This is a genomic window from Sorangium sp. So ce406 (assembly GCF_051474675.1).
In the GTDB taxonomy this organism is placed as follows: Bacteria; Myxococcota_A; Polyangia; order Polyangiales; family Polyangiaceae; genus Sorangium; species Sorangium cellulosum_G.
Window position 1 is genome coordinate 7,998,531 of the sequence record NZ_CP150340.1, and the last position, 26,256, is coordinate 8,024,786.

The window sequence follows — 26,256 nt, forward strand, 5'->3', positions numbered from 1 at the left end:
GACACGCGCGCGCGGTGTCGCGCGGCGGCGCGCGCGGCGCGTTCACGCCGGCGTCCGCCCTCGTCGGGCTGTGCCGCGCGGTTCACGGGTGCGACGCCGGCGTCAGGCAGGACGCGCCCGCTTTCGCGCCGAGCGCGCCACAACCGCGCGCTGTTCGAAGCGGCACAGAACTTGTTTTGTGCGGGCGCATATGCCCTCTTCCAACCCGATCGACAAAATCCTGCATCATGTCCTGTCGCTCTCGCTGGCGCCGCTCGTCGGTGCTTGCGGCATCGACACCGACGGCTTCACCAGCGTCGCGTGCGGGAGCACGGGTGCCCCCCCGTACCTGGCGGGGATCGAGCCCGGGGATCCGGCCGACTACATCGAGCTGCGGGAGCTCCTCGCTCCGACGGGTACGGGGACGCGCACGCTCGATTCCGTGGGGGTGAAGTGCGCCGGGGCGACGGACAGGCCGGCGTGCGAGGAGAAGATCGCGGCGGCCACGTCGAGCCGCGGGTTCTCGCTGGGGGAGTGCATCGGGAGCTGCCCTTCGCACGTCCTCATCGTGAGCACGGGCGACGAGGTGCTCGTCCTCGACGCGAAGGATGAGGTGAGGGCGTGGCTCGGCCCCGTGAACACGCCTGCGGACGCGGTGCTCGCCGCGTCGCTCGAGGATTACAGCGTCCGGTGCGATCACCCCGACGAGGGCGGCGTCCGGCCTGCCGGCGATGCGTACGAGGTGCTCGCGACGAGGCACACGAAGATCTGTGATCCCGTCGAGCGCACGCTCTATGTCCTCGCGGTCGGCGAGGGCGGCGTGCAGGAGCTGGAGTCCGAGGTGATCGCGTCGGAGTCCGGCGTCTGCATCGGCCGCAGGCCGGCGGGGCTGCAGCGGACGGCGGGCCGCGGCGCCACGCGCGTCGGCGCGTATTTCGCGAACGTGGCGCAGCTCGAGGCGGCGAGCGTCTGGGCGTTCGAGGCGCTCGCGCGCGAGCTCGTCCAGCACCGGGCGCCGCGTCCGCTCGTGGAGCGGGCGCGCCTCGCCGGTCGGGACGAGGTGCGGCACGCGCGGCTGATGCGGCGCCTCTCGGCGCGCTACGGCGGCCGCTGGGAGCCGCCGCGGGTGGAGCCGAGGCCCGTCCGCTCGCTGGAGGACCTCGCGATCGACAACGCGGCGGAGGGGTGCGTGCGGGAGACGTACGGCGCGCTGGTCGGCACGTGGCAGGGCCGCTGTGCGCGGGATCCCCTGGTCCGGCGGGTGATGACGCGCATTGCCCGGGACGAGGTGCGGCACGCGAAGCTCTCGTGGGCGCTCGACGCGTGGCTGCGCCCGAGGCTCTCGCCCGCCGAGCGTCGGCGCGTTGAGGAGGCGCGGCGCGCCGCCCTCGCCGGGCTCGAGGAGGAGGCGCGGCGCGGCGTCGATCCGGCGCTCGTCGCCCACGCCGGGGTGCCCGACGAGCAGGCCTCGCGCGCGCTCTCGCGGAACTTCGCCGAGGCGCTCGCCGCGTCGGGCCACCAGGTTGGAATTTGACCTGTTCCGTGTGGTCCTGAAAAGCGCAGCTCCGGCGCGGCGCTCGGACGAGATCGGGACGAGCCGCCAGGGCGCCGGGGACGCCAGGAGCTCGGACCAGCGGGTCTTCCTGGCGTCCCTGGCGTCCTGGCGGCTTTCTTGATCCGATCGCGCTGCCGCGCGCGGCGAGCGCCGCGTCGCCCCGTTCCTGTCCTGGCTCCCTGAGGGGGAAGGAGAGGAACCACAGCGGGCACAGAGGACAGAGAGCTCTCGGCGCGCGCCTCCGCTCCTGGTCCACGGGGAAGAAGCGGAACCACGGAGCACGCGGAGCTTTCATTCTCTCTCGTCTGTGGTCCATTTTCTTCTCTCTCGAGTCCACGAAGCGGAACCACGGAGGACAGAGCTCTCACTCTCCTCTGTGCCCCCCTGCGCCGCCGTGGCTCCTTTTGTCCTCGCGCAGGTCCCGCGACGAGGAACCACGAAGGCCAGAGCCTTCATTCTCGTCTCTCCTCTCTCCTCTCTCCTCTGTGCCCTCTGTGCCTCTGTGGTTCCCTCTCTTCTCTCGTGAAGCCTGCGACGAGCCCGGGCGACGCGCGCTGGACGCGGGGCGTCGATCTCTCGTCGCGGGCGGCGCGGCGGCTACAGCGCTCTACGGATGGACGGCGGAGCGTCGTTGATCATCGCGGCCGTCAACCCCTCAACAGGGGGGCTTGGTAAACCGCCCCCATCAACCTAGGATCGCTCAAGACAGAGCGTATCGGCGGCAGGAGCCTTCTCGCTCTGGCTGCATCTGGCTGCGCCCGCGTCGTGGCGTGGCCACTCGGGTGTCGCATCGACGCATCGGCCTGACTTTTCGTGCCGGTATCTGGTGGGACTCTCGTCGAGCAAGGCGGGACTGGGCGCGGGGGGATCTCTGTCCCGAAGTCGCCCTTCGCCCGGCTGATTCGCCTCCTGGGCTCCACCTCATCTGAACACGACTGCCTGCGGGATCGGGCTCATCGAAGCTCGGAATCGGGAGAAAGGTGGAGTCACATGCGGAAGTATCGAGCAAGCGCGGTTTCTGCTGGAATCCTCGCCGGGTTTGCGGGCGTGATGGCCAGCGCAGGCGTGGGCTGGGCCGGCGATGCAGAGCAGGCCAACGCGGACGCCAACATGACCTATGCCTGCAAGCAGCGGCAGGGAGGACAGCTCCGGGCCGTGGAGAGGCCGGACCAGTGCCAGGCCTCCGAGGATCTGGTCTACCAGCCCGGCAAGGGGTTCGTGGGTCAGCAGTTCATGAAGGGCGAGCGCGGTCCTCAGGGCCCGCAGGGTCCCAAGGGCGAGCCCGGTCCCCAGGGGCCGCAGGGGCCCCAGGGTCCCAAGGGCGAGCGCGGCGAGCCGGGCGCGCAGGGACCGGCGGGGTTCGTCGGACCTCAGGGTCTCAAGGGCACTGACGGCGCAAAGGGCCTCCAGGGCCTCAAGGGCGAGATCGGTCCGCAAGGCCTCAAGGGCACTGACGGCGCGCGCGGTCCTCAGGGTCCCCAGGGGCCCAAGGGCGAGCCGGGCCCGCAGGGGCCCCAGGGTCCCAAGGGCGAGCGCGGCGAGCCGGGCGCGCAGGGACCGGCGGGGTTCGTCGGACCTCAGGGTCTCAAGGGCACTGACGGCGCGAAGGGCCTCCAGGGCCTCAAGGGCGAGATCGGTCCGCAAGGCCTCAAGGGCACTGACGGCGCGCGCGGTCCTCAGGGGCCCAAGGGCGAGCCGGGTCCGCAGGGGCCCCAGGGTCCCAAGGGCGAGCGCGGCGAGCCGGGCGCGCAGGGACCGGCGGGGTTCGTCGGACCCCAGGGCCTCAAGGGCACTGACGGCGCAAAGGGACTCCAGGGCTCGATGGGTCCCCAGGGCCTCAAGGGCGAGATCGGTCCGCAAGGCCTCAAGGGCGCTGACGGCGCGCGTGGTCCTCAGGGTCCCCAGGGGCCCAAGGGCGAGCCGGGCCCGCAGGGGCCGAAGGGCGAACGCGGCGAGCCGGGCGCGCAGGGACCGGCTGGGTTCGTCGGAGCTCAGGGCCTCAAGGGCGCTGACGGCGCAAAGGGCCTCCAGGGCGCGATGGGTCCCCAGGGCCTCAAGGGCGAGATCGGTCCCCAGGGCCTCAAGGGCGCTGATGGCGCGCGCGGTCCTCAGGGCCCCGCGGGCCCCATGGGACCCCAGGGGCCCAAGGGCGAGCGTGGTCCGCAGGGCCCCAAGGGCGAGCGCGGCGAGCCGGGCGCGCAGGGACCCGCGGGGCTCGTCGGAGCTCAGGGTCTCAAGGGCACTGACGGCGCAAAGGGCCTCCAGGGCGCGATAGGTCCCCAGGGCCTCAAGGGCGAGATCGGTCCCCAGGGCCTCAAGGGCGCCGACGGCGCGCGCGGTCCTCAGGGGCCCAAGGGCGAGCCCGGTCCGCAGGGGCCCAAGGGCGAGCGCGGCGAGCCGGGCCCGCAGGGACCGGCAGGGCTCGTCGGAGCTCAGGGTCTCAAGGGCACTGACGGCGCAAAGGGCCTCCAGGGCGCGATGGGTCCCCAGGGCCTCAAGGGCGAGATCGGTCCCCAGGGCCTCAAGGGCGTCGACGGCGCGCGCGGTCCTCAGGGTCCGCAGGGGCCCAAGGGCGAGCGCGGCGAGCCGGGCCCGCAGGGGCCGGCGGGGCTCGTCGGCCCTCAGGGTCTCAAGGGCGTTGACGGCGCAAAGGGCCTCCAGGGCCTCAAGGGCGAGATGGGTCCCCAGGGCCTCAAGGGCGTCGACGGCGCGCGCGGTCCTCAGGGCCCCAAGGGCGAGATCGGTCCGCAGGGCTTCAAGGGCGTCGACGGCGCGCGCGGTCCTCAGGGCCCCAAGGGCGAGATCGGTCCGCAGGGCCTCAAGGGCGTCGACGGCGCGCGCGGTCCTCAGGGCCCCATCGGCCCCATCGGCCCCATCGGCCCCCAGGGCCTCAAGGGCGTCGACGGCACGCGCGGTCCTCAGGGCCCCAAGGGCGAGATCGGTCCGCAGGGCCTCAAGGGCGTCGACGGCGCGCGCGGTCCTCAGGGCCTCATCGGCCCCATCGGCCCTCAGGGCCTCAAGGGCGTTGACGGCGCGCGCGGTCCTCAGGGCCCCAAGGGCGAGATCGGTCCGCAGGGGCTCCAAGGGCCGGCGGGGCCCAAGGGCGAGCGCGGCCCCCAGGGCGAGCGTGGTCTCCAGGGGCCGGCTGGACCCAAGGGCGAGATGGGTCCCCAGGGCCTGCAAGGGCCGGCAGGGCCCAAGGGCGAGCGTGGTCCCCAGGGCGAGCGCGGTCCCCAGGGCGAGCGTGGTCTCCAGGGGCCGGCTGGACCCAAGGGTGAGATCGGACCCCAGGGCCTCAAGGGCGCCGACGGCGCGCACGGGCCTCAGGGTGCCCAGGGGCTCAAGGGCGAGATCGGTCCGCAAGGCCTCAAGGGCGCCGACGGCGCGCGCGGGCCTCAGGGCCCCGTGGGCCCCAGGGGCGAAATGGGTCCCCAGGGACCGGTCGGGCACAAGGGCGAGATCGGTCCGCAAGGCCTCAAGGGCGCCGACGGCGCGCGCGGGCCTCAGGGCCCCGTGGGCCCCAGGGGCGAGCGCGGCCCGCAGGGCGAGCGTGGACCCCAGGGTCCTGCCGGCCCCAAGGGCGAGATCGGCCCCCAGGGCCTCAAGGGCGTTGACGGCGCGCGGGGTCCTCAAGGTCCCGCCGGCCTCAAGGGCGAGATCGGTCCGCAAGGCCTCAAGGGCGCCGACGGCACGCGCGGTCTGCAGGGCCTGAAGGGCGTCGACGGCGCGCGGGGTCCTCAGGGTCCTGCCGGCCCCAAGGGCGAGATCGGCCCCCAGGGTCCCACGGGCCCGAAGGGCGAGCGCGGCCTCCAGGGTCCTGCCGGCCCCAGGGGCGGGATCGGCCCCCAGGGACCGACCGGGTCGCCCGGACTCGCCAAGATCCGCGTCATCTCGGTGACGCGCCAGGCAGACCCCACCAGCGCGTTCATCAACGTGAAGGCGCTCTGCAAGGCGGGTGAGGTCGTGATCAGCGGCGGATTCGCGGTCTCCGGCGCCGCGCAGTCGACCAGCAGGGTTGTCGAGAACTCGCCGTACGACGCGACCGACGAGGGCCGCGCCGGCTGGACGTCGACCGCCGTGTTCGAGAGCGGCTACGGCAAGAAGGGCCAGTCCATCACGCTGACCACCTACGCCGTCTGCGCCGAGGTGCCCGAGCGCTGAGCCCGATGGGCAGCGCCAGGCTCACGTGACGTCGTGAGCCCCTCTCCCCACCAGCGGTCCCCTGTACCTCCACCCTGGCACCGAGGACAGGGGACCGCGGACTCAACGCCTCACCCTTGCTCCCCGCACACCGCACGCCCGCACGGCACGAAGCGCGTCGCCGCCGCGCCCGGCGCGCCCCACCGCCCAGTCCGGCAGGATCACGCCGTCGAGGAGCGCCATCGCATCCAGCGACGTCACCCTTCGCGCGGGCCGCGTACGACACAACGCACCAGGCTCCCGCCAGCGCGATGCCCTCGGCCCATCCGACCGACCCCTTCGCTGCGCCAGGTCCCGCCGGGGACGGCGGGCTCCCCCCTCCATTCCGTACACCGTACGAACAAGCTCCCGACGGACGCCGCGGGTGACCACGCTCACCCCGAAACGTGCGTCTCATCAGCACCTCCACCCACAAAGCATGACCCTTCACACCTGGAGCACACGGCGAAGCAGGCGCCGCCCCCGGCCGCGGCACGGCTCGCACGATTCTCGCAAGGAGCCCGGGCGGTGACCTCGTGAACACTGGGCCCTTCCACGATGCCGAAAAGATTGCGCGACCAGCGCTGCTTTCACCGGAACATCACGCCGACGTGACGATTGTTCCGCGCGAGACGACGCAGCGCGTTCAGCATTGGTGGTCGCTCTTTGTCACATCTGTCGCGATGTGCCACAGGCGTCACTCCACGTGGTCAACGGACCGGCCAATGAAGGCACCCCCTCACTTCAACCCAGAGGTAAGAGGCATATCGAGGAGAGCCCCAGAGAAATCTCCTTGCCCCCGGACCTCTGTGGTAAATTCCCCCTCGGGACGAGAACACGAAGGAGGGGTTTCTCTCAGGTCAGACCACATGCCTCCCAGCGCACCCTAGAGGGGAACCATGACGATCGATTACGCTATGAAGACCAGCGAACACGCACCGACGACCCGAGCGCGCCAGAACCGTCTGGTGATCGCGCACGTGCTGAACTCCTTTCAGGTGGGAGGCGCCGAGCAAGTCGTCGTGGACCTGGCCGGGCTGCAGCGCGAGGCGGGGCATGAGGTGATGGTCGTGGGCATCCACATGAACCCCGACGGCCCGCGCGCGGAGCAGCTCCGGGCGCGCGGCGTCGCGGTCCACATGCTCCCGAAGCGCCCTGGGTTCGACTTCAAGCTCCCCGGCAAGCTGGCGGCGTTCTTCGCCAAGCATGGTGTCTCCATCGTGCACTCGCACAACCAGCTACCGCTCATCTATGCGACGGCCGCGGGCCGGCTCCATCGCGTGCCCGTGTGCCACACGCTGCATGGCGCGATGTTCGATCAGGGCCGCAGGGCGTGGCTGCGGCACGTGGCGGCCAGGCTCGCCGACGCGCACGTGGCCGTGTCGCAGTCGACGGCCGACTTCATGCTGAAGCACAAGGAGGTCCCGAGCTCGAAGCTGCACGTGGTGCAGAACGGAATCGACCTCTCCCGGTTCAGGCCCGACTCCATGGCTCGGGCGCGCATCCGGTCCGAGCTCGGCATTCCTCAGGGCGCGTGGGTCGCCGGGGCGGTCGGCCGCCTGTCGCAGGTCAAGAACCACGCGCTCCTGCTCCGCGCGGCCGCGGCGGCAGGGGTCCTGTCGGGCGACGACGGGCGCCTCCTCCTCGTCGGGGACGGGCCGGAGGCCGCCCCGCTGCGGGCCCTCGCCGAGGAGCTCGGCATCGGCGATCGCGTCGTGTTCGCCGGCGAGCGGCACGACGTGCCGGAGCTCCTCTCTGCGAGCGACGTCTTCGTCCTGTCGTCGAACTCCGAGGGTCTGCCGCTCTCCCTGGTCGAGGCGATGGCGACCGGCCTGCCCGTGATCTCGACCGCCGTGGGCGGCATCCCTGCCCTGGTGGCCGACGGCGAGACGGGCTTCCTCGTCCCCTCGGGCGACGTCGACGCGCTCGCCGCGAAGCTCGCCACCGTCAAGGCGGATCCCGGGCGCGCGACGGCGATGGGCAAGCGAGGGCGGAAGCTCGCGCTGGGGCGCTACTCGGCCGAGCGCATGATGGCGAGCTACATGGATATCTACGAGGCGCTCCTTGCCCGGCGCGAGTCGGATCGACGCGCCGTCCTGCGGCCGAGCGAGCTGCTCGCCGGCCTGAACGCGTAACCCGCGCGAGCGCGCCCGGCGCGCCCCGGACGACCTGCAGCCGCGAGGGCGCGGAAGACGCAGAGAACGCACCCGTTCTCTGCGCCCTCCGCGCTCTTGTGGCTTCAGGCGCTCCAGGCCAGGACGCCGAACAGGTGAAGTCCGAGAAAAAGAAGACGAACCACAGAGGCACAGAGGGCACAGAGGGGAGAGAAGAATCAAAGAAACTTCTATCTTCTCTCTCCTCTGTGCCCTCTGTGCCTCTGTGGTTCAAATCTCTTCATTCCTGGGTGTTTCAAGCCGATCGGCGCTCCCGTCCATGATCGCGGCCGGCGCGCGGCGGCGCCCGGGCGCGGCCCGTCGCCGCCGGCGCTCGCCTCACGGCGCGCGGGGGATCGTCGAGATCGCGCGCGGGATCGTGGCGAGCGAGGTAGGCGCCGCGAGCCCCGGCGTCCGGGAGGGCCGCGCCTGAGGGCGACCCGACGACGGCCGACCATCGAGCGCGCCGAGCTCTCGCAGCTCCTTCGCCGGCGCCACCGTGCTCCGCGGCGGCGGCGCCAGCGTGCTCCGCGGCGGCGGCGTCAGCGTGCTCCGCGGCGGCGGCGGAGGCGGCGCGATCGCCACCAGGGCCAGCGCCTCGCGCACCGCCGCCTGCATCGACCGCGCGTCCGGCCAGCGATCCGCCTGCGCGAACTCGAGCGCGCGGTCCACCACCCGCACCACGGCCGGGTGCATCGACGGCTCGACCCGCGCGAGCGACGCGATCGGGCAGGTCATCCTCAGGAAGAAGAGCTCGTTGACCGTCGGCGCCTCCTGCACGTACCGGTTCGTGAGCAGCGAGAACATCGTCGCGCCGAGCGCCCAGATGTCCGTCCGCGCATCGACGAGGTCCCAGCGCGCGCGCGCCTGCTCGGGCGGCATGTACGCCGGCGTCCCCATCGCGCGCAGCCCCACGAGCGACGTCTGCCCCGAGGGGGCCCGCAGGCGCGCGATGCCGAAATCGAGGAGCTTCACCCCGCGATCGCGCGTCAGGAAGATGTTGTCGGGCTTCAGATCCCGGTGGACCACCCCCTTCTCGTGCGCGGCCGCGAGCACGTCCAGGATCTGACCGCTCAGCGAGAGCACCTCGGCGGGCGGGAGCGGGCCCCTCTGGGCCTTCCATCGCTGGAGGAGCGTCTCCCCCTCGAGCAGATCCATCACCAGGAACGGCGCGCCGTCCTCGGTCACGTCGTCCGCGAGCACCGCGGCGATCCCGGGGTGGTTCACGGTGTTCGCGATCGCCTTCTCGCGGAGGAACCGCGCCCGATCGACCTTGTCCCGCGCCCGCTCGGGGTGCAGCAGCTTGATCGCCACCCGCGACCCAGCGCGGTGCGTCGCCGCGTAGACGGCCGCCATCCCCCCGAGGCCGATCAGCGCATCCAGCCTCCACGCGCCGTTGAGCACCGTTCCCACGCGTGCCTTCGCTCTCTGGACGTGCGTACCATTCTCGAAGTCCATTGCTGGCTCTTTCCATGCCCTCGGGCGACCGACCTTCCAGCGCTCGCGACGCGAGAAGGCGCTCTTCTTCTTTACGTTCCCGGTGTCCCGGTATCGGCGCTGCGGCCGGCTCGGCGCTCCACGATGGCAAGCTGAGGGTGCAACTCGTCAGAACCGCGACCTGCCCCCCGTCCCGCGTCGCCGACGCGGCTGACGCCTGGGGCGGGCGAACTCCAACAGCACGTCATTTCATGGAAAAGTTCAGCAAGACCTGCGCCACGCCGGCCCGCTTCGACCCCCGCGGGGAGATGGGGCGAGCGCATGGGGCGAATTGCCTCCGTGCGGCAGAATGCCCCGACCATCGCGCCGCCGTGCCATTGTCGGCGCACTCCCGACGTTGCCACCGGAACGACAACACGGCGTCAGCTCCGGCTCGGATGAGCCCGGTGCTCTCGTGATCTCCGGTGCGGCGAAAGACGCTTCGCACCTCAGGGTGTACCGATGAGCGACGGGCTCTGTCCTCCGCGCCGCGCCGCCTCGCGCCATCTCGCGCTCAGTGGACGCCCCGCATGCTCGGGTCCCCCAGCTTGAACGCCGACAGCGCCTGCCGGATGAACACCGGCACCGAGACGTAGCCCTCGAGCGCCACGCAGGCGCGGTTCGACGAGCACGTGCACTGGTAGAAATCGCTGTAATCGTCGTCATCGGCGTCGGAGTCGGCCTTGCAGCCGGGCACGCCGTCCCGATCGACCTCGCCGTCCGACGCGATGGCGGCGATGGACGGATCCCACCGCACGATCGGCTGCCGGTTCTCCGGGCTCAGCTTCACCGTGTGCCAGTCCGCGTTGCCGTCGCCGTCGAGGTCCGGCCCCGGCTCCGTGACATAGGCCCTGGCCAGGAGCTCATTTCCGTATTCCAGGACGCGCGCGCCGATGCCCTTCTGCACGACCTTTCCGAAGATCGTCTCTGTCCCGTACGTCTTGGCGACGAACACCTTGCCGGACGGGTGGTGGAGCTCGATCCGGTCCGTGAACCCGGGATCGGTGTCTGCGCCGGTTTCCCAGACGTGCATCATATCAAGCCATTTTTGCTTCTGGTTCTCGGGAAGGTAGAGCAGGGTCCAGGCGATGAGGAATTTCTGCTGCTCCCAGCCGATCTGCGGATCGAGGATGGCGACCTTGTCCGGCGCCCGCGGGTTCCACGGCGCGCTGTCGACCGCGCCGTAGGCGCTGCAAACGGTGCTGCCCTCGCCGGGGAAGCAGCTCTCCGGTCCGCGCTTGCTCCACCACGACGTCCAGCCCAGCGCCCTGGCCGGGTAGCCGCTCGGGTCCTTGATCGGATTGCCGCTCTGGTCCGCCTCGATGCGCACGCCCTTGATGGCGTCGTCGCCCGTGAGGTTGTTGGCCAGCCAGCGGCGGTATCCTTCCGGGAAGACGTCGGCGAGCGAGACCGCCCGGTAGCGCGCGTCGAGGAAGTCGTGGCGCGAGTCGCTGATGAAGTTGTCGACCGACTCGGTCATGAGCATCGCCACCCACGCCTTGTCGTAATAGGAGCCGGCGTTCATCGTGTAGGACGAGTCGAACTCGCCCTTGTCCTCCGCGAGCGCGTTCTCGAGCGGCTTGCCGCCGAGGGCGATGTCGCCGAAGTACCCTGTCGCGCCGTTCGGCACGATCACCAGCGTGTCTCCGGCGCCGCCGAAGACGTCGACCGCCGACCGGAGGACGGTGTCCCCCTTGGGCAGGTAGTGCGCCCCCGGCTCCGGGCGCGCCATCTGGAGCGCGAAGTGATCGAACGCGATCCCGGCCGCGAGGATGTTCTCCTTGAAGAGGTCGCCGGCGGCCTGGGCCCAGAGGGTGTCGAAGTCGTAGCCGCGCTCCAGCGCGAACTCGCGGTAGACGTTCGAGAGCAGCCCGAGGCCCTTCGCGCCGTCGCGCATCTTCGCGTTGTAGCGGTTCAGCGTCCGCTCCGAGGCCACGCGCACGCTGAAGGCCTGCCGGCCGCGCCGGTAGTTGTCGAAGATGTGGTTCACCTCCTGCTGCGTGATGAAGAAGTTGAACAGCTCGTAGGCGTCCGCGCCGTTGTCGTGCCGGTACACGCTCAGGTTGCCGAGGTCCGCCCACCGATCCGTCGCGAAGCCGTACGGAACGCGGGTGCGCCCCGCCGGGTCCACCGCGGGCCCCTTCGCGCCCTTCGCCGTCTTCAGCGAGCGCCACGCCACGTAGTCGACCTTCTGCTGCCGGCACCGCGTGTACTTGCCGTCGATCGGCACGATCTGGCCGTCGAGGACAGGGTGCCAGACGCCGTCCCGCTCGTCGTTCCAGTCCGAGGGCCTGTACGCGCCCGGGTCGACCTCGACGCAGCTGTCCGGCAGGATCAGGTCGTATTTGTTCTGCAGATCGGAATAATGGATGTCGTCGTCGCCGTGCTCCGGCTGGAAGCCGAGGACGCCGCCGAAGTCGTCGACCTTGGCGAGCATGCCCTTGCCGCGCGGGGTGGTCGCCTTGTAGCTCGGGTCCGCGTGCACGGCGACCGCGTCGCCGTAGAACATGCGGGCCGCGGCGAAGTCGTAGGCGCCGAGCCCGATGAGATCCTGCGTGGGCTCGCCGGCGTAATCCATGGTCGACGAGTGCATGAACATCGAGAGCAGGTTCTTCCGCTCGTTCTCGGTCATCGGGTCGAAATAGCGGGGCCCGACGCACGCCTCGCCGTCCTCCGAGAGCGTCTCGCACAGCGTCTTGACCCGCCCGTTGTTCGTGCGGAGCTGCCAGTACTGCGGCCGGTACCCCCAGGCGTCCGACGAGCTCACGAAGTTGTGGCGCAGGCCGACGGAGTGGCCCATCTCGTGGAGCACCACCGCGTAGTGGGCCCGCTGCGCGAGGTACCGCCGCATGGCCTCGGCGCGCCGCGCCTTCTGCCCGGCGTCCCCCTCGCCGAACCGCCCGTGCTGGGCCGCGAACTTCTCCTCGAGGATGTCCGCCAGGTTGGCCGTCGCGAGCGGCGCCGGCGCCTCGTGCATCACGCACGCCCCGCGATCGGCCAGCGCGACCTCCCTCAGGTTCCTGAGGTCGCGCTGCACGCTCGGGTTCGCCCCGCGGAGCGGCGAGGCGAAGCGCATCACCTCGTCCGTGAGCGGCAGCCCCTCGACGCCGGTGAGCTCCTGCATCCGCTTCGTCGTGAGCTCGGCCTCGAGCTCGGTGCCCGCCGCGGCCCGACGGCGCGCCTCGTAGATCGCGCGCGTGCTGTCCGGCGCCGTCGCGTCCGCGGCGATCCCGCGCACCTCCTTCGCGAGCCGCCGCAGGCTCTCGCGCAGGCCCGGGTCGCGCGCGAGCTGGCCGGCGCCCACGGGCGCGTCGCCGTCCACCCCGGCCGCCCGGGTGATCCGCCGGGTGAGCTCCTCCCGCGTGAGCCGCGGCAGCGCGCCGCCCTTCGACGCGCCCTCGCTCGCCTGGGCCCAGTCCCGGACGTGGTCGCCGTCGGTCACGTCCTCGGTCTTGAGCTCTCCCTTGATGTAGCGGGCCGTGTCGATGACGCCCTGGCTCCAGATGTCGTTGACGTGCGTCCAGACATTGATGCTCGCCGCGACCTTCTCGCCCGTGAGCGGGTCTTCCGCGTCGCTGTAGATGCCCCAGGCCGAGGGCGACTGCGGCGCCTCGAAGTTGTTGATCTGGTGATAGCGCAGGTCGCCGATCCGCGCGGTCAGCGCCTCGCCGCACGCCCTCATCAGCGCCTCGTCGCGCCCCGCCTCCTTGCCGCGCTCCTCGCTGCACATCCTGGCCGTCACGCCCGCGGGGAGCCGCGGGCCGCCGCACGCCTCCGGGTCGGCCGCCTCGACCGGGCTGTGACAGACCACGATCATCTCGGGCATCCTCGCGAGCGCCACCACGCCCGGCGCGTACCCGCGCCGCGCCCCGATCTCGTCGGCGACGGCGCCGCAGTCCTGCCCCTCGCGCGCCTCGCCGCGCCGGCACGCGTCGACCTCGCGCGCGAGCGCGACGGCGTCCGCGTTGTCGTCCATCTGCCCGTCGTGGACCGGGAACGCCGCGCGGCAGCCCGCCGCGTCGCCCGTCGTCCGGGCGCACTCGACGTACCTGGCCGTGACGACGGCGCTGCGCAGGGCGACGTCCCACTCGTGGGCTGCCCAGTCGGTGGCGTCGAAATAGTCCGGGTTGCTGTTCGACGTCACGTACCACGGCTGCGGCACGGCATTCCTGCGCTGGTAGGGCAAGGTGCATCGCTGTTTGAAGGTGTCGCACCGCGAGCCCGGCCCCACCTTCACCTCGCCGCCGTCTGCGTCGATCGTCGCCTCGGTGACCGCCTCGCATTCGTCCTCGGTCCCGTTCCCGTCCTCGTCGCGGTGCGGATCCGCGCCGAACGGCGTGGTCTCCGGCGTGAAGCACGGGATCTCGCCCGTCATGCGCTCCGGATCGGCGTAGTAGTGGCTGCGCTCCCACAGGTTGTAGCGGCTGATCATGCGGTGCCATTTGGCGTCGCTCATGCCGTAGTTGCGGGCGTAGCCGAGGCGCTCGCGCACGAAGGGCCCGTAGGCACGGAACCGGTATCCGTCCCACTCGGCCGGCTCGTAGTCCCGGTCGACGACGCGGCGGAACGACTGCCTCAGCGTGATCTCGACCGGGTTACAGGACCCGACCGGCGCCGTGCCGCCCGAGAAATCCGCGTCGAGCATGCAGGCCGGGAAGCGGTCCACGCCCCACCCGAGGTGGCTCAGATCGATGAGCTGGGGCACCGCGAAGGCCTTGTTGGTGACGTCGAAATATCCCTCCTCGGGGTCGAAATGCGGCGCGTCCGGGTGGCCCGGGTCGTTGATCGTGTAGGAGAGCGGCTCGTACTGCACGCCGCCGTAGACGCCGAGGAGCGACAGCGTGTCGAAGTCGTAGGAGTCGACGTTCAGGTTCTTCGACCAGTCGACCCGCATGTACTCCCGCTCGTACCAGGGGCGGTCGGTCGTGTTTTCGACGATGACGTTGCTCTCCTCCCCCGTCGCCGGGTTGTAGTCGCGCCGTATGTCGAAGTGGGACAGGATCTTGTATGCCACGGCCACGACTCCATCGTCCGTGGCGGCGCCGGTCCCTTTCCCGTCGGTGTCGTTCACGCGCTCGTAGGTGAGCCGTCCGATCAGGAGATCTTCCTGGACGACCCACTTGATCCGCGCGACGTCCGCCTGCGCGTACGAGGACGAGAAGAGCCCGTCCTGAGACGCCCCGTACCCCACGTCGACAACGGTGGTCCGCGCCCAGAACTCCGGGTCATCCTCCTTGCTCTGCAGATCGGCGCCGACGAAGAACGATTTCGCCAGCGCGTTCGCCTGGACCTGGTTGAGCTCCGCCCGCTCCTCGGCGCAGCCCGCGGCCAGGCAGACGGCCACCGCGAGCCCTGCATGTCTCACAATCCACCCCATCGCAGAGTCCTCCCCTGACGCGGTCACGAGCGCGCATGCCCGCATGAGAACCTCGGCGTCCCCATGCGATCTCCCGTGAAGACCGTCCCCCGTGCGAACGGCCTATCAGCTCGCCCCCGTGACAGCGGCACATCGCATGCCACCGCCGCAACTCGCTATTTCCCCCGCCAGATCCGCTGCGCTTGCGGTCTCTTGCGTCCTGCCCCCGCTTCACCGGTCGACCGCGCCGCGCCACGAAGCGTTAGCAGACTGACGCCCCACCCCCATTTGCCCAGGTCGTGGCGCCCCCGCGCGCCCCCGTCGACATCGGCAGTCGCCGTGCTCGAGGACCGCTTTACCACACGAGCCACGGTCGGCCCCCGGCAAGCCCTTCTCCCTCCCCTCGCGTTCCGTTCGCTCCGTCCCGAGCTCCGCTCCGCCTGCGACGAGAGGAGCGGCCGCTCCCCCCGGATTGCGGTATCGACCCCCTCACCCCATCGGGAGGAACGCAGTGCCTGAAGCCGAACCTGAAGGAGACGTCCTGCTCTCGAACGCCGACGGCGCCATCCTGGCGCACGGCCCCACCGTGCTCGTCTGCGACTGCCCCGGCGACACCCTCGACCTCGCCGTGCGCCGCGTCGCCGCCTTCGCCCTGACCGCCTCGCTCATCATCGTGGGCATCGTGGCCGCCAGGGCAGCCCCCTTCCCCATCGTCTTCATCGCCGCGACCTGGACCGCGGGAGCCACCGCCGCGCTGCTGTTCGTCCGCCGTCGCCGCCGCTTCCACGGGCGCTTCCGCCTCGACTTCGAGCGCGCCGAGATCGTCCAGGAAGGCCGCGGCTTCCGGCGGATTTTTCCAGTGGAGGCGATCGCCCGCGTCTCGACCCCGCCGGCGCTGGACGTCGAGGTCGACGAGCCGGGCCTCGCGCCGCGGTGGCTGCTCCTCCACCTCTCGACCGGGGAGCAACTGCGCCTCGGCAAGGCGCCCGCCTACGCGCTCGGGCCGGCGCTCGCCTTCCTCAAGCGAGCCGGCGTCGAGGCGTGACGGGCGCTCTTCCGCCCGTCACGTCGCCGGCCTGCACCGCCCCTCAGGGCGAGGGCAGCCTGGGGTAGGGCGGGCCGAAGCTCGTGATGGCCGTCCGGGTGTTCACGAGGACGGGCGTCTTCGTCGTCTCGTCCTCGTAGAGCGGCCTGACGATGCACGTGTTGCTGCCGCACTCGCCCGGGTCGGGGAACACCACGTCGGCGACGAGCCAGAACCGCTCGCCCGAGTCCTCCGGGAGGAACGTGACCGGCTCCTCGGGGTCGTGGAAGCCGGTCGGCCCGAGGTCGGCCCCGAGCTCGCCGTTGCAGAAGATCTTGATCCGCGGGTGCACGTTGAACGACACCTCGCCGCCGAAGTAGTGGACGGCGACCCGCATCCACCCGGACTTGGGCGGAAAATCGACGTTGATGTTCTCCGGCGCGCAGAACGTCGGGTCGTCGGGATCTGTCGTGTCCTGAGCGCAGGAGATGTTGTCGAGGTCGAGCCGCGGGTTATGGCAGCCTCTGCCGTCGCGGCGCCATTCCTCCCCCACCCCGCGGGGCGCGTAGAAGCAGGTGTTGTTCGTCTCCTCCGGATCCAGGTACCAGTTCACCGGATCGGGCGGCGTCGCCATATCGCTGAACCAGGTGATGCCCGGGTCGTCGTCCGCGAGGGTGTCGATCGTGCAGTTGCCGTAGCCGCACGCGACGTTCGAGCCGCCGACCTTCCAGGGCTGCGTGTTGTTCGGCTTGTGGAGGTAGAGATCCAGGTCGACGCTGTACGGCTCGTGCTCCCATTCGAGCTCGACGCGGAGGCCGCGCGCGCCGACGAACAGCGGATAGGCGCAGGTCGCGCTCTTACCGTCCGCCCCCCGTTTCGTGTACGTGACCGTGTACTCGCCCGACTGCAGCGGCTTGAAATCGTCCTTCGGTTCCGTCCCGCCCACCGAGGGGCACGGGTCCACGCCCGCGGGGCAGGTCACCGTCCATTCCTCGGAGCCCTCGACGGCATCCGCGCTGAACGTGCCGGTCCCCTCCTTGAGATCGACGGTGGCGAAGGGCGCCGCCTGGATCGGATGGCAGCCCGCCGCGTCGTTCAGGTGGCAGTTCTGGTCCGCGTGAACGCCGCCGACGCAGGGCCCCCACGTGCCGGTCTCGTCGCAGAGCTGGGTGCCGGGGAAGCACCCGGGGCTCTGCCGGAACGACGGGTCCCCGCGAAAGCAGGAGTGCGCCTGGCCGGCGATGCACGCGCAGGTCTCGTCGATCATGCCGTTGCAGTCGTCGTCCAGCCCGTCGTGGTCGATGCCGAGCTCATCCACGCCGCACAGCTCCACCGGGCCGCAGGCGCTCCCGCACGGGTTGACCGCGACGTCGGGCGTCTCCTCGGGCGCCCCTCCATCGATGATGAGGTTGCCGCCGAAGCCGTCCGAGTCCGAGCCGCCCCCCTCGGGCGCGGCGCCCGCCACGCTCGCGCCGCCCGAGCCGCCGCGGGGCCCTCCCGAGCCGCCCACGCCGGCGCCGCTCCCCTCCGTCACATCGCCGAAATCAAACCGCTGGCCCTCGGCGCTGCAGCCGGCCGCGACGACGGCGCTCGACGCCGCGGCTGCGATCACGACGGGGAGCACGGACAGGACACGAAGACGAAACATGATACCTCCACGTGAGGGGACCCGCCGCAGGGTCGCAGCGGGCTCACCTCCGCTCAGCGCCACGGCGAAGCGATCCATAGCCTAGCAAAGCGGCGACACGCCGCGGCCCCGCGACGCGCGCTTTCGCGCGAGATCGCGCGGCCGGGGATGGCAGAACACCACGCCTCCACCTTCGTCGGGTAAGAGGCAAAACGAATTTACAGGTTCAACAGGGTGCTACGCATAACTCCGTAGCACGGCTGACGGCCGGCGCCGCCGATAACGAACAGCCGCGGGCCCGCGAACCGCGCTCTCCGGAGGCGCGGAGTCAGGCGAATCACCATCAGGCAATTCACTACAGACTCATTCGCGGCGGCGGCTCGGGGGGGCGCCGCGCCCGCGGTCACGCGGGCGGCGCGGCGCGCCCGCGGTCAGGGGCGCGGCGGGTAGGCTGGACCGAAGTTCGCCTCGACGTGGTCCTTCGTGGTGAGCAGCGGCGTCTTCGTGTCTGCGCTCTCGTAGAGAGGCTGGACGACGCAGGTCTGGCGGCCGCACTCGTCGGGCTCGGGGAAGATGACGTCGGCGACGAGCCAGAACAGGTCGCGGAAGTCGCCGGGCGCGAAGGCGACGGGCCGCTCGGGGCTGTAGAAGCCCGTGGGCCCGAGGTCGGCGCCCAGGGCGCTGTTGCAGAAGATCTTGATGCGCGGGTGGATGTCGTGGGGCACCCCGCCGTGACCATAGTAGTGCACGCCGACCCGCATCCACTGGGCCTTCGGGGGGAAGTCCACGTTGATGTTCTCGGGCGCGCAGAAGAATTCGTGGTCGGGGCTGGTCTGGGTGGGGTCGCAGTTCGCGTTGTCGAGGTCGAGCCGCGGGTTGTGGCAGCCCATGCCGTTGTCTCGCCAGAGCTCCCCCATGCCCCGGGGGGCGAAGAAGCAGGTGTTGTTGCTGTCCACCGGATCGAGGAACCAGTTCACCGGATCGGGCGGCGTCGCGCTATCGCTGAACCAGCGGAGGTTCGATGTGGGCGGCGAACCGTCCGGGCCGGACGCGAACTGCTTGATGGTGCAGTTGCGCCAGCCGCAGTCGAACGCAGAGCCCGCAGTGGCCCAGGGCTGCGTGTTGTTCGGCTTGTGCAGGTGCAGGTCGAGATCGACCCGGCCGAAGTCGTGCTCCCACTCCAGCTCGACGCGCAGGCCGCCGGCGCCGACGAACAGCGGGTACTGACAGCGCTGGGTCGCGCCGCTCGCGACGCGCTTCGTGTACGTGACGGTGTACTCGCCCGACTGCAGCGGCTTGAAATCGTCCGCGGGGTCCGCCCCGCTCACGGCGGGGCACGGGTCGATGCCCTCGGGGCACGCCACGGTCCACCGCTCGGAGCCCTCGACCGCATCGTCGCTGAAGATGCCGGTGCCCTCCTTGAGGTCGACGTCGGCGAAGGGCGGCGCCTGGATGGGGTGGCAGGCGACGTAGCTGTTCACGTAACAGGCCTCGTCGGCGTGCACGCCGCCGACGCAGGGGCCCCAGGTGCCCGTCTCGTCGCAGAGCTGGGTGCCTGGGAAGCAACCCTCGCTGTTCCGGAACGACGGGTCGCCGCGGAAGCAGGCGTGCGCCTGGCCGGCGATGCACGCGCAGGTCTCGTCGATCATGCCGTTGCAGTTGTCGTCGAGGCCGAGGTGCGCGCCGGTGCACAGCTCCTCGTCGCCGCACGCGGTCCCGCACGGGTTCACCGTCACGTCGTCCGCCGGCTCCTGCCCGCCGTCGATGTCGAGGAGACCGCCCAGCCCGCCCGGGGCGCCGCCCTCGCCGGCCATGGCGCCCGCCCCGCCGCGGCCGACGTCGCCCCCCTCCCCGGCCCCGTGCTCGCCGCCTCCGCTGGGATTGAAGCCGCCCGTCGCGCTGCAGCTCGCGGCGACGCCGGCGCTGGACGCCGCGACGCCCGCGAAGAGGAGGAGCGAGGAGGAGAAACGCAGTCGACCCATGAGACCTCCATGTCGAGGGACCCTCGATGCGGGGACAGAACGGGCTCACCCCCCGCCCGACACACCCCCGGTGTTCCAGGAGCTCATGCGAGTGTACCAAAATCACCCAGCGACAGCGTTGCTGTAGCGGCGGGAGATCGCGCCTCCCGCGTCGGGGCGCTGCCCTGGATCCGGGCGCGATCGACGGGCCCGCGCCGCTGCGCGTCGCCTCGTGGAGCCAACGACGCGCGGCGCCGAGGGGTGAGGAGCGGCGCGGCAGGACACCGCGTCACGGCGGGCCGGCAGGGCACCAGCGCGCCGGGCCGCGGCGCGAAGGGCGGCATCTGCGCAGGGCCGCCGCGCGCCCCGGAGGCGGGCGCGTCAACCGATGATCGGCAGGTGCCTTCCGCCGCCGGCCTTCACCGGCTGGGGCTGCTCTGCCTGCGGCTGCGCCGCGGGCGGAGAGGCCGTCTCCTCGATGTGCACGCCGGACCGGAAGCGCTGCTCGCCGCCCGCGATCTTGCGGTGCGCGAGCGTGTGCTGCATGAAGTTGAGCGGGAAGAACCCGGCGAGCTGAATCCAGCTCGATTGCCGTGTCAGGGTGAACCTGCGCCATATCGACGTGGGCGAGTAGAATTTCGTCCACGCGGATACCCACCCCTCCCGGAGGCGCTCCCGGGACATCTGCTTGGGCACGAAGTAGGGTGAGCCGGCGTCGTGGTCGCGGCGCAGCCACCAGCGCTCGTCGGTGAGGCGCCCCTCGGCCTTGAGGCGGCGGTAGAGCTGCGTCGCCGGATACGGGGTCAGGATGGCGTACAGCGCCATCGTCAGCTTCATGTCGATGCCGAACTCCACGGTGCGATCGAACACCTCGGGGTCGTCCGTGTCGAAGCCGAAGACGAAGCTCCCCCACACGGAGATGCCGTGATCGTGGAGCATCGCCATCGTCTCCTTGTACTGGGAGGGCCGGTTCTGCCGCTTGCCGGTGAACTTGACCGTCTCGTCGTCGATGCTCTCGAAGCCGATGAAGAGCGCCTTGCACCCGCTCTCGGCCATGAGCTTCACGTTCTCGAGGCGCTTGACCGCGGCGAGCGAGCACTGGCCTATCCAGTGCTTCTTGAGCGGGATCATCCGGGTGAACAGCTCCTTCGAGTACGCCCGGTGGATCATCACGTTGTCGTCCGCGAACATGATGAGCTTGCCGAGCGACCGAAGCTCGCTCAGCACCTCCTCGGTCGGGCGGAACCGCATCGTGGTGCCGTTGGCCGTCGATACGCTGCAGAACTCGCACGGATAGGGGCAGCCGCGCATGGTCTGCACGACCTGGAACGGGATGTATTTCTTCGACGTGAACAGATCGCGCCGCGGGGCGGGCCTGCCCGCGAGGTTCGGCAGCTCGGGGCGGTAGATCGGCTTGAGCTCGCCGCGCTTCGCGTCCGCGAGCAGGGCGGGCCACGCGTCCTCGGCCTCGCCGACAACGACGGCGTCCGCGTGCTGCATCGCCTCCTCCGGACACGCGGTGGGGTGGATGCCCCCGAGGACGACCTTCACGCCGCGCCTGCGGTACGCGGCGGCGATATCGTAGCTCCGGCGCGCGGTCTTGCTGTCGACGCTGATGCCGACGAGGTCGACGTCCTTCACGTCACGCTGGAGATCGAAGGGCTGCACGACGTCATCGGTGTAGATGACCTCGTCCTCCGGGGGCGTGAGCGCCGCGAGCGTGCCGAGCCCCACCCGGGGCAGGTAGGCGGAATCTTCGCTTGCCGTGGCGATGAGCTCGATCTGCATGGCAGATCGTGCTTATCACGGCCCCGCGCCGGCCCCTACTGCCCAGGCGCGCCGCGCGGGGCGCTCCGGCCTCGGACGGCCAGCGCACGTTGCCCCGCGCTCCCGGAGCGGAGCCCGAAGGAGTCCCACGACGCATGAGCTTGCTGTCTGACGCCGCCATCTTCCTCGGCGCAGCCGTCGTCGCCGTGCCGCTCTTCAAGCGGATCGGGCTCGGCGCGGTGCTCGGCTACCTGGTCGCGGGCGGGCTCATCGGGCCGTGGGGGCTGCGGCTCATCACCAACGTCGAGGCGATCCTCCACTTCTCGGAGCTCGGCGTCGTGCTGCTCCTCTTCCTCATCGGCCTGGAGCTCCAGCCGTCCCGGCTGTGGGTGCTGCGCCGCGCCGTGTTCGGCCTCGGCGGCGCGCAGGTCGCGGTCACGGGCGCGCTGATCACGGGGATCGGGGTCGCGCTCGGCCTGCGCGTCGACGCGGCGGCCATCGCCGGCGTCGGGCTCTCGCTCTCGTCCACGGCGTTCGTGCTGCAGATCCTGGCCGAGAAGGGCCAGATGCAGGCGCAGCACGGCCGCTCCGCGTTCGCCATCCTGCTGTTCCAGGACCTCGCCGTCATCCCGCTGCTCGCGGTGCTGCCGCTGCTCGGGTCGGGGGCCGCGGCCAAGGGGGGCGGGGCTCCGGCCGAAGGAGGCTCCCTCGCCTCGTCGCTCACGGCGGTCGCCGTGGTGCTCGCCGTCGTCGCCGGCGGCCGTTACCTCGTGCGGCCCGCCTTCCGGGCCATCGCCGCCGCGCACGCCCACGAGATCTTCACCGCCGCGGCGCTGCTCGTCGTCCTCGGCTCCGCGCTGCTCATGGTCCACGTGGGCCTCTCCATGTCGCTCGGCGCCTTCATGGCGGGCGTGCTGCTCGCCGACTCGGAGTACCGCCACGAGCTCGAGGCGGACATCGAGCCGTTCAAGGGCCTGCTCATGGGGCTCTTCTTCATCGCGGTCGGCATGTCGGCGAACATCGGCCTCCTCGCCGACCGGACGGCGCTCGTCCTCGGGCTCGTCGTCGGCATGATGGCGCTCAAGGCCGCCGTCCTGTTCGGCCTGGGCAGGGCGAGCGGGCACGGCGCGGCCTCCGCGCGCGACCTCGCGCTCGCGCTCCCGCAGGGGGGCGAGTTCGCGTTCGTCCTCTTCGGGCTCGCCGCCGCGCAGGGCATCCTGGACCGGCCCCTCTCCGAGCTCCTGGTCGTGGTGGTCACCCTGTCGATGGCGCTCACGCCGCTGGTCATCGCGGTCGGCGACGCGCTCGTCCGGCGGTGGCAGCGGACCGGCCCGACCCGGGAGTTCGACGCGATCGAGGACAGCGATCCCAGGGTCATCATCGCCGGCTACGGCCGCTTCGGGCAGATCGTCTCCCGCGTCCTCCGCACGAGGAAGATCCCGTTCACCGCGCTCGAGGCGAGCGCGGCCCAGGTCGACTTCGTCCGCCAGTACGGCAACAAGATCTACTACGGCGACGCCTCCCGGCTCGACCTGCTCCGCGCGGCGCGCGCCGACAAGGCGAAGATCTTCGTGCTGGCGATCGACGACGTCGCGTCCTCCGTGAAGACGGCGGAGGTGGTGAAGCGGCACTTCCCGGACCTCGAGATCTACGCGCGCGCCCGGAACCGCCAGCACGCGTACCAGCTCATGGACATCGGCGTGAAGGTGCTGGCGCGGGAGACGTTCCTGTCGTCGCTCGAGGTGGCGGAGCGCGTGCTCGAGGGGCTCGGGATGCGGGCGCCCGACGCCCGCGCGACCGTCGAGCGGTTCAGGGCCCACGACGAGCAGGCGCTCCTCCGCGGGCACGCCGTCCACAACGACGAGGCCAAGCTCATCCAGACCGCGAAGCAGACGGCGCAGGAGCTGGAGAGCCTGTTCGAGACGGACGCGAGCGCGCCGTCCGGCGACGACAAGGCCGCGGCCGTGTGATCAGGCGGAGCGAGGACTAAGTCAGCACTATTTACTAACGCACACGGCGAGAAGTTAGTACTGTTTACGAAGTTCCATGCAGAGGCCGTCGCCGCGAGCGCAGGAGGCGTGGCGGGCGCCGCCGGCGAGGCGCCCGGCCGCGCCGAGCTCCACCGCCCACGCGAGGCCCGCGCCGCGGCCGAGCCCGCCGCGCGGGCGCGGCGCGAGCGCGCGCCGGTCACTCCGGTTCTTGCTTCGCGCCGATGCCGTGGCGGCGGAGGTAAGCCCGCACGTGCGCCCGCTCCATGCCCGCGCGCCGCGCCATCTCGCTCACGTTGCCCTTCGCGTCCTCGGAGAGGGCGGCGAAGTAGTCGCGCTCGAACCGCGCGAGCACGTCGCGCTTCGCCTCCTGGAACTGCCGGCCCTTCAGCGACGCGAACGACCCGTTGAAGCTGCCGCCGCCGCCGCCGCCGGCCGGGTGGATCGACGGCGACGAGTTGCCGTGCACCGGCGTCTCGGTGAGCGCGCCGAGGTGCGCCGCGATGTCGATCTCCTCGCCCTCGGCCGCCAGCGCGAACGCGACGGCGACCGCGTTCCGGAGCTCGCGGACGTTGCCGGGCCAGTCGTGCCGCATCAGCCGCTCGAGCGTGCTGTTCGAGACGCGCTCGTACGCGCTCTCGTCGCCGAGATCCTTCAGCATCCGGCGGACGAGCACCGGGATGTCCTCGACGCGCTGCCGGAGCGCCGGCAGCTCGATCTTGATCTGCGCGACGCGGAAGTAGAGGTCGCTCCGGAAGTTGCCGGCGTTGACCGCCCGCACGAGGTCGCGGCGCGTCGCCGCCAGCACGCGCACGTCGACCTCGCGGTAGCTCGATCCGCCGACGCTCTTGATGCGGCGCTCGGCGAGCGCGCGGAGGAGCTTCGGCTGGACCTCGAGCGGCAGCTCGCCGAGCTCGTCGAGGAAGATCGTCCCGCCGTCCGCCTCGAGGAACGGCGAGAGGCGCTTGTCGACCGCGCCCGTGAACGCGCCGCGCTCGTGGCCGAACAGCGTCGCCTCGGCCAGGGTCGGCGGGATCGAGCCGCAGTCGACGACGACGAACGGCTTCTTCGAGCGGGCGCTCGCGAGGTGCAGCGCCTGGGCGACGAGCTCCTTGCCCGTGCCGGTCTCGCCCGTGATGAGCACCGTGAGGTCGGTCGGCGCCATCTTGGAGAGGCGCTCGAAGATGGCGCGCATCCCGGCGCTGCTCGCCACGAGCGGGCCGAACGACGGGATCGCCGAGACCGTGATGCGCTCGGGGCGCAGCGGCTCGAACTGGATCTCCGTCTCGCCGAGCCGGAGCTTCGTGGTGGTGAGCAGGTAGATGTCGCCGACCCGCACGCCGCCGACGAAGGTGCCGTTCCTGCTGTCGAGATCGCGCACGCGCACGCCCTGCTCGGTGGCGACGAACTCGGCGTGCACCGCGCTCACCTTGGCGTCGTCGAGGACGAGCTGGCAGGCCGCGTTGCGGCCGACGATCACGGGGTCGGTGCCGATCTCGAGCCATCCGCCGCCCCGCGCGGCCGACGACTTCGTCGGGCGGATGCGCCCGCCGCGCACCTCGACCCTGTTCTTCGTGCCTACCGTTGCGTCGAGCAACTCACTGCCTCTCTGTCTTGCGGCGCGAAGGAGGGCCCTCCGGCCGGGGGATCTCTGCGCCCGCCCTGCTCGGCGGCGGCGGCGGTGGCGCGACGCCCGCCCTGCTCGGCGGCGGCGGCGGCGCGACGCCCGCCCTGCTCGGCGGCGGCGGCGGTGGCGCGACGCCCGCCCTGCTCGGCGGCGGCGGCGGCGCGACGCCCGCCCTGCTCGGCGGCGGCGGCGGCGCGACGCCCGCCCTGCTCGGCGGTGGCGGCGGCGCGGCGCCCGCCCTGCTCGGCGGCGGCGGCGTGACGCCCGTCCTGCTCGGCGGCGGCGGCGTGGCGCTCGTCCTGCTCGGCGGCGGCGGCGGCACGCTCGTCCTGCTGAGCGGCGGCGGCGGCGGCGCGCTCGTCCTGCTGAGCGGCGTCGGGGTCGGGCCGCTCGTCCTGCTCGGCGGCGGCGGGGGCGGCGCGCTCTGGCCGGCGTCGGGGAAGCCGCCGTTCTCGGTCATCGTCGGGGGGCCGTCGACGACCGTGGGGTTGTCCTCCAGGAGCGCCTCGGGCAGCTCGGAGGGGAGCCGGCTCCGCTGCGAGCGGCGCACCGCGCGCGTGATGTTCGCCGGCTGGATGGCGCGCCAGCTCGTGAGCGCCTCCTCCGCGGAGCTGAAGCGCCGCTCGCGCCGGCGATCGAGCGCCCGCTCGAGGAAGCGCTCGATGCCCACCGGCCACTTCTCGCCGGTCGCCTCGGCGAGCGACGGCGCCGGGCGGTCGAGCTTCATCGCGACGAGCACCGCGGCCGTCGCGCCCTCGAACGGCAGCCGCCCGGACAGGGCCCGGAAGGCCACCGCGCCGACCGCGTAGAGGTCGGCCCGCTCGTCGGCCCGCGCCGCGCCCCGCACCTGCTCCGGCGCCATGTACGCGAACGAGCCGAGCGTCGCGTCGAAGGCGGTGAGCGTCGGCTCCTCCTTCTCGCGCCGCGTGATCTTGGAGATGCCGAAGTCGAGGATCTTCGCGCGCTCGCGCCGGTCCGGCAGGCCGAGGTGCTCCAGGTAGATGTTGCCCGGCTTGAGGTCGCGGTGGACGACGCCCGCGGCGTGCGCGGCCACGAGCCCCTGGAGCACGTCGTCGATGATCGGCCCCACCTCGCTGAACGGCAGGTACTGCTCGCGCTTCAGCCGGTCCGCCAGCGACTCGCCGTCGAGCTGCTCGAACACGAGGAGGTGCGCGCCGTCGTCCGTCTCGTTGACCTCGAGGAGCTGGCAGACGTACGGGCTCTTGATGGCCGAGGCGATCTTCGCCTCCCGGTCGAAGCGCCGCACGAGGTCCGGCTTCATCGCGGCGCGCGCGAGCAGGACCTTGATGGCCACCGGCTGCATGTCCGATTCCCGTGTCGCGGCCCAGACTTCGCCCATCCCGCCCCGCCCGAGCAGGCGGGTGACACGGTAGCCAGCAACAATGTCGCCCGGGTGGATCGCCACGTAACCTGGATCGGGACCGTACCACCGTCATTCTCAAACGGGTGAGAAAAAAGCGAGAGCGCTGGCAAAAGCCGAGATCTCCGCGGCGCGCATGCGCGCCTTCGCGGGCCGCGCGGAGCGTCGCGGTCGCGCCGTGCC

At 71.6% G+C, this 26,256-nt stretch carries 12 protein-coding genes; 5 read left to right on the plus strand and 7 right to left on the minus strand.

Going from position 1 to position 26,256, the window contains the following annotated elements; genetic code table 11:
- Positions 1 to 190: 190 nt before the first annotated feature.
- The 3 genes from WME96_RS29670 (at position 191) to WME96_RS29680 (ending at position 7,848) form a co-directional block, all read left to right on the plus strand.
- Positions 191 to 1,513: a ferritin-like domain-containing protein gene (locus tag WME96_RS29670; protein ID WP_437284958.1), complete on the plus strand. Its 1,323-nt coding sequence runs from the start codon at positions 191 to 193 to the stop codon at positions 1,511 to 1,513.
- Positions 1,514 to 2,584: 1,071 nt separating this feature from the next.
- Positions 2,585 to 5,695 carry a collagen-like protein gene (locus tag WME96_RS29675; protein WP_437284959.1) on the plus strand — a complete coding sequence of 1,037 codons (3,111 nt, stop codon included), beginning with the start codon at positions 2,585 to 2,587 and terminating at the stop codon, positions 5,693 to 5,695.
- 917 nt (positions 5,696 to 6,612) lie between these two features.
- Positions 6,613 to 7,848 (plus strand): glycosyltransferase, encoded by a 1,236-nt coding sequence (locus WME96_RS29680; RefSeq protein WP_437284960.1) that lies wholly within the window; start codon positions 6,613 to 6,615, stop codon positions 7,846 to 7,848.
- A gap of 357 nt (positions 7,849 to 8,205) precedes the next feature.
- On the opposite strand, the gene WME96_RS29685 is transcribed toward WME96_RS29680, so the two are convergent.
- On the minus strand, positions 8,206 to 9,279 hold the full coding sequence (locus WME96_RS29685; protein ID WP_437284961.1) for a serine/threonine-protein kinase: 1,074 nt from the start codon (positions 9,277 to 9,279) through the stop codon (positions 8,206 to 8,208).
- Positions 9,280 to 9,856: 577 nt separating this feature from the next.
- Positions 9,857 to 14,719, minus strand: coding sequence for a hypothetical protein (locus WME96_RS29690; RefSeq protein WP_437284962.1), 4,863 nt, complete (start codon positions 14,717 to 14,719; stop codon positions 9,857 to 9,859).
- A 490-nt stretch (positions 14,720 to 15,209) separates the two neighbouring features.
- Between WME96_RS29690 and WME96_RS29695 the strand changes: the two genes are divergently transcribed.
- Entirely contained in the window at positions 15,210 to 15,743 is a 534-nt protein-coding gene (locus tag WME96_RS29695; protein ID WP_437284963.1) for a hypothetical protein, read from the plus strand.
- Between the two features lie 43 nt (positions 15,744 to 15,786).
- Here the strand turns inward: WME96_RS29695 and WME96_RS29700 are convergent, their stop codons facing one another.
- From WME96_RS29700 to WME96_RS29710, 3 genes are all read right to left on the minus strand, one after another.
- Complete coding sequence (locus tag WME96_RS29700; protein WP_437284964.1) at positions 15,787 to 17,370, minus strand: hypothetical protein; 1,584 nt, start codon at positions 17,368 to 17,370, stop codon at positions 15,787 to 15,789.
- A gap of 410 nt (positions 17,371 to 17,780) precedes the next feature.
- Positions 17,781 to 19,331: a hypothetical protein gene (locus tag WME96_RS29705; RefSeq protein ID WP_437284965.1), complete on the minus strand. Its 1,551-nt coding sequence runs from the start codon at positions 19,329 to 19,331 to the stop codon at positions 17,781 to 17,783.
- A 360-nt stretch (positions 19,332 to 19,691) separates the two neighbouring features.
- Positions 19,692 to 21,098 carry a B12-binding domain-containing radical SAM protein gene (locus tag WME96_RS29710; RefSeq protein ID WP_437284966.1) on the minus strand — a complete coding sequence of 469 codons (1,407 nt, stop codon included), beginning with the start codon at positions 21,096 to 21,098 and terminating at the stop codon, positions 19,692 to 19,694.
- A gap of 134 nt (positions 21,099 to 21,232) precedes the next feature.
- Between WME96_RS29710 and WME96_RS29715 the strand changes: the two genes are divergently transcribed.
- Entirely contained in the window at positions 21,233 to 23,047 is a 1,815-nt protein-coding gene (locus tag WME96_RS29715; protein WP_437284967.1) for a monovalent cation:proton antiporter-2 (CPA2) family protein, read from the plus strand.
- A gap of 217 nt (positions 23,048 to 23,264) precedes the next feature.
- Here the strand turns inward: WME96_RS29715 and WME96_RS29720 are convergent, their stop codons facing one another.
- Both WME96_RS29720 and WME96_RS29725 read right to left on the minus strand, forming a co-directional pair.
- Positions 23,265 to 24,662 carry a sigma 54-interacting transcriptional regulator gene (locus WME96_RS29720; protein ID WP_437284968.1) on the minus strand — a complete coding sequence of 466 codons (1,398 nt, stop codon included), beginning with the start codon at positions 24,660 to 24,662 and terminating at the stop codon, positions 23,265 to 23,267.
- Position 24,663: 1 nt separating this feature from the next.
- Positions 24,664 to 26,118: a protein kinase domain-containing protein gene (locus WME96_RS29725; protein ID WP_437284969.1), complete on the minus strand. Its 1,455-nt coding sequence runs from the start codon at positions 26,116 to 26,118 to the stop codon at positions 24,664 to 24,666.
- Positions 26,119 to 26,256: the final 138 nt, after the last annotated feature.

Bases quoted from the DNA above. Each gene is read 5' to 3' on its own strand.
- WME96_RS29715 (WP_437284967.1), top strand. From the start codon at position 21,233: ATGAGCTTGCTGTCTGACGCCGCCATCTTCCTCGGCGCAGCCGTCGTC.
- WME96_RS29690 (WP_437284962.1), bottom strand. From the start codon at position 14,719: ATGGGGTGGATTGTGAGACATGCAGGGCTCGCGGTGGCCGTCTGCCTG.
- WME96_RS29680 (WP_437284960.1), top strand. From the start codon at position 6,613: ATGACGATCGATTACGCTATGAAGACCAGCGAACACGCACCGACGACC.
- WME96_RS29675 (WP_437284959.1), top strand. From the start codon at position 2,585: ATGGCCAGCGCAGGCGTGGGCTGGGCCGGCGATGCAGAGCAGGCCAAC.
- WME96_RS29705 (WP_437284965.1), bottom strand. From the start codon at position 19,331: ATGGGTCGACTGCGTTTCTCCTCCTCGCTCCTCCTCTTCGCGGGCGTC.
- WME96_RS29670 (WP_437284958.1), top strand. From the start codon at position 191: ATGCCCTCTTCCAACCCGATCGACAAAATCCTGCATCATGTCCTGTCG.
- WME96_RS29710 (WP_437284966.1), bottom strand. From the start codon at position 21,098: ATGCAGATCGAGCTCATCGCCACGGCAAGCGAAGATTCCGCCTACCTG.
- WME96_RS29700 (WP_437284964.1), bottom strand. From the start codon at position 17,370: ATGTTTCGTCTTCGTGTCCTGTCCGTGCTCCCCGTCGTGATCGCAGCC.